A 2739-nucleotide genomic window follows, 5' to 3' on the forward strand; every position below is an offset into this window, starting at 1 on the left:
CGATTCACAGCCCCACAAGAGGATCCCCACCCTACTCCGGCACGCTCAACAGCGAACCATATTTCAGGCCATTCAGAAGGGGGTCGGTCGCACTCTCTCCGCATCAGCGGCGGCGACTCGAATAACTCTACACACGAACCACCACCAAAACAAATCCACCCCCAACACCACCCCACCACCCCCCAAAAACCCCGCCACCACAACGAACCCCCATCCCCACAGCCTCCACAGGAGACCCGAAATCTGAAAAGCCGGCCCGTGAGGTGCATCACCGGCGGGCCAGGGACTGTGCGGTTGCCATCAGGGAGTGATGGCTGATCGCCGGAGACACCGGCCAGGTTGCGCCAGCTTTGTCTCCTGCTACTCCTATGCAGCTGCAGGATGCGCTCTTTGGCGTGGCAGCTGTGGGCAACGCCGTCATCGGGGTGGTCCAGGAATACCGCGCCAAACGGTCGCTGGACCGGCTCGCCGTCCTCGAGGCTCCGCTGGCCCGGGTCCTCCGCGACGGTTCTGTGCGGGAGATCCCGACCGCCGACGTCGTGCTTGACGACGTCCTGATCCTCCGGGCCGGCGACCAGGTCACCGCCGATGCCACGGTGCTGGACAGCAGGGGGCTGGAAGCTGATGAATCCCTCCTCACCGGTGAGTCGGATTCCGTGGACAAGGACGCAGGGGCGGAAGTGCTGTCCGGCTCAATCATGGTGGCCGGCCGGGGCACAGCCCGGGTGATCCGGGTGGGCGCTGAATCGTTCTCGAGCCGGATCGCTGCCGGCGCTAAGAGATTCTCGCTGGTCAACTCGGAGATCCGGAACAGCCTCGACCGCATTCTCGGCTGGCTCGCGTGGGCGCTGCTGCCGGTTGCCCTCATTGTCGCCAACGGTGAGATGCAGTCCCGGGGCGGTTGGCAGGAGGCGATCGCCAGCGGCGCGTGGGGCAGACGCCCTGGTTGGTGTGATCGCGAGTGTCATAGCCATGATCCCGCTGGGCCTGGTTCTGCTCTCGAGTGTTGCGTTCGCCGTGGGCGGGGTGCGGCTGGCAGGCAACAAGGTGCTTATCCAGGAACTCGCGGCGGTGGAGGGCCTGGCGCGCGTCGATGTCCTCTGCCTCGACAAGACCGGCACGCTCACCGAGGGCGGCATCATCTTCGACGGCGTGCACGAGCTGGCCGAGCCGGCAGAGCGTGGATGGGAGCACGCTCTTGGCTGGTTCGGGGCGGACCCCGAGGCGAATGCGACGTCCCGGTGCCTTAGAGCGTTCTTTGAGCACGACGGCGGCTGTCCGGCGGTCTCATCGGTTCCGTTTTCGTCCGCCCGCAAATGGAGTTCGGTGACGTTCGACGGCGGGAGCCCCGGCTCTGGCTCCTGGATTCTTGGCGCCCCGGAAATTGTGCTGGCGTCGGGAGCCGACGGCGGCGCGGGACCTGCTGGCAGTGCGGCACTGGACAGGGCTGGCCGTCTCGCCGAATCCGGCTTGCGGACCGTGATTCTGGCCTATGCAGCCGGCGCCAGCATCACACCAGAGAACCCCACGTTGCCGGCAGCGGTGACACCCGTTGTTGTGCTCACATTCCGGGAACAAATCCGCCCCGATGCCCGGCGGACGCTGGACTACTTCCGCGACGAGGGCGTGGACGTGAAAATCATCTCGGGGGACAACCCCCGGACGGTGGCCGCGATTGCGCGCAGCGTGGGCCTGGACGCCGGGGAGGGCTATGACGCTAGGACGCTGCCGGCGGACCCGGTCCGGCTGGAAGAGGTGATGGGCGCGCACGCCGTGTTCGGCCGCGTGAGCCCGGACCAGAAACGGGACATGGTGGCGGCACTCCAACGGCGCGGGCACACCGTTGCCATGACTGGGGACGGCGCCAATGACGTCTTGGCCTTGAAAGAGGCCGACCTTGGCATCGCCATGAACTCCGCGGCAGCCGCCACAAAAGCCGTGGCCCGGCTGGTGCTGCTGGATGGCCGGTTTGAGCGGCTGCCCGCCGTGGTGGCCGAGGGGAGGCGGGTCATCGCCAACATCGAGAGGGTCTCCAAGCTGTTCCTCAGCAAAACGGCCTACTCGATCGCCATCGCTGTTAGCTTCGGGCTCCTCTCCCTCCAGTTTCCTTTCCTGCCGCGCCAGCTCTCGTTCACCGACGGCCTGACCATCGGAATACCGTCCTTCTTCCTCGCGCTGATGGCCAACGCCACCCGCTACCGGCCCGGATTCCTGCGCAGGTCCCTATCCTTCGCAATCCCTGCCGGGCTCATTGTCACCGCGTCGCTGCTGGGGCTGAACCTTTACGCAGCGTCGCGCGCAGCGGCGGCGGCACCGGAAGCGGCTGCGGCGTCGCTGCAGTCAGCATCAGTGCTGACGCTGTCGGCACTGGGCCTGTGGATTCTCGCGGTGGTGGCACGTCCCCTGGATGGGAAGAAGCTGGCGGTGGTGCTCGCAATGTTCGCCTGCCTCGTGCTCCTGCTCAGCGTCCCGCCCGTCCGGGACTTCCTCGAGCTGGCGCTGCCGCCGGCAGACCTGCTGCTGGCCGCGGGTGTCTCGGCGGTTGTTGGCGGGCTGGCAGTGGAGTGCCTGGCATGGCTTCACGCCCGGAGATTCCAGGGACCGTAAAAGTGGTGGTGGGTGTTTTAAATGCGGGAGGACCCCAACCTGGTGGTTGGGGTCCTCGACCTAATGATGTTCCGGCGGTGACCTACTCTCCCACACCCTCCCGGGTGCAGTACCATCGGCGCTGTGGGTCTT

At 66.4% G+C, this 2739-nt stretch carries 1 protein-coding gene and 1 pseudogene; both read left to right on the forward strand.

Going from position 1 to position 2739, the window contains the following annotated elements; translation table 11 throughout:
• Window positions 1–368: 368 nt before the first annotated feature.
• Window positions 369–851: pseudogene (locus ACTWQD_RS18345) on the forward strand (P-type ATPase); the annotation flags it as partial.
• 121 nt (window positions 852–972) lie between these two features.
• On the forward strand, window positions 973–2607 hold the full coding sequence (locus ACTWQD_RS18350) for an HAD-IC family P-type ATPase (protein ID WP_443197550.1): 1635 nt from the start codon (window positions 973–975) through the stop codon (window positions 2605–2607).
• Window positions 2608–2739 lie beyond the last annotated feature (132 nt).

Origin of the sequence: Pseudarthrobacter sp. 1C304, assembly GCF_052245515.1 — a bacterium.
GTDB lineage: Bacteria > Actinomycetota > Actinomycetes > Actinomycetales > Micrococcaceae > Arthrobacter.

Bases quoted from the DNA above. Each gene is read 5' to 3' on its own strand.
- ACTWQD_RS18350 (WP_443197550.1), top strand. From the start codon at position 973: ATGATCCCGCTGGGCCTGGTTCTGCTCTCGAGTGTTGCGTTCGCCGTG.